Source organism: Pseudomonas defluvii (assembly GCF_001695625.1).
In the GTDB taxonomy this organism is placed as follows: domain Bacteria; phylum Pseudomonadota; class Gammaproteobacteria; order Pseudomonadales; family Pseudomonadaceae; genus Aquipseudomonas; species Aquipseudomonas defluvii.
Genome location: NZ_MBPN01000259.1, coordinates 1 through 1463, shown reverse-complemented (window position 1 = coordinate 1463; position 1463 = coordinate 1). Strand labels below are relative to the sequence as shown.

General features: G+C 62.5%; 2 protein-coding genes. Both read left to right on the top strand.

Annotation, left to right across the window (positions count from 1 at the left end):
- A partial coding sequence (locus tag EKA13_RS27140) for an alpha/beta hydrolase-fold protein (RefSeq protein WP_245704436.1) occupies positions 1 to 215 on the top strand: 215 nt, incomplete at its 5' end.
- Positions 216 to 234: 19 nt separating this feature from the next.
- On the top strand, positions 235 to 1463 hold a 1229-nt coding region (locus EKA13_RS27135; protein WP_065762026.1), incomplete at its 3' end, for an NAD(P)/FAD-dependent oxidoreductase.

The following is a 1463-nucleotide window of genomic DNA, read 5'->3' as shown; positions in this document are numbered from 1 at the left end:
CTGCGCAAGAGCGCTTGCCGTTGCTGGTCGATCAAGGGCTGGGCGATGAGTTTCTCGAGAACCAGCTGCGGCCGGAATTGCTGCGCGCCGCCTGTGAACAGGCAGGGCATCCGCTGACCCTCAACCTGCGGCCCGGGCATGACCATAGCTACTACTTTATTTCGAGCTACCTGGGCGGACACATGGCCCACCATGCGGCTGCGTTGAATCGCTGAACACTGGGAGACCCTGAAGATGAAAAAGACCTCTGACAAACGGCATCATGTCGTCGTCGTTGGCGCGGGTTTCGGCGGGCTGGACGTTGTCAACGGATTCTCCGGCGCCGACGTGGACGTAACGATCATCGACCGCCGCAACTATCACCTGTTCCAGCCCCTGCTGTACCAGGTGGCCGGGGCGTCGCTGTCGACCTCCGAAATTGCCTGGCCGATTCGCTACCTGTTCCGCAACCGTCAGAATGTGCAGACGCTTATGGCGGAGGTGCAGGGCGTGGATGTCGGCTCGCGACAAGTCCTGCTCGACAACGGTTCGACCGTCGGTTACGACACGCTGGTCCTGGCGACGGGGGCAACGCACGCCTACTTTGGTCACGATGAATGGGAGCCCCATGCGCCCGGCCTGAAGACCCTGGAGGACGCCGCCACGATTCGCGGACGGATTCTCTCCGCGTTCGAGGAGGCCGAACGCTCCAATAATCCAGCGGAGCGTGCCGCACTGCAGACCTTCGTGATCATCGGCGGCGGTCCCACGGGTGTCGAACTGGCGGGCACGATCGCTGAGCTGGCGAAAGACACGTTGGCCCATGACTTCCGTTCCATTGATCCGCGGGCTACCCGGGTGGTGCTGATCGAGGCGGGGCCGCGTCTGCTGCCGGTGTTCCCTGAGAAGCTCTCGGACTACACTCGACGCGCACTGGAAAAGCTTGGCGTTGAAGTGGCGTTGGGCGCTCCGGTCACCGACTGCTCGGCTGACGGTGTCATCGTTGCGGGCAAGCCGCTTCCAGCTAAGACCATTGTCTGGGCGGCCGGGGTGCAAGCGTCACCCGCCGCTCGTTGGCTGAATGCCGAGGCGGATCGTGCCGGTCGAGTGCTGGTCAGGCCGGACATGAGCGTGCCGGGGCATCCCGAGATTTTCGTGATTGGCGACACGGCGGCATCGGCGATGTCGGATGGCAAGTACGTGCCAGGTATCGCGCCGGCGGCCAAGCAGCAAGGCCAGTACGTTGCCAATCTGATCAAGAAGCGGCTGAAAGGCAAAAGTGTGGATGAGCCGTTCAAGTACAAGCACCAGGGCAACCTGGCCACCATCGGTCGTAGCCTGGCGGTGATCGACATGGGGCGTCTGAAGCTGCGTGGGGCACTCGCTTGGTGGATCTGGAAGCTGGCGCACATCTATTTCCTGATTGGCGTGCGCAATCGCTTGAGTGTCGCGCTGAGTTGGGTCTGGAACCACAGTGTCGGTTA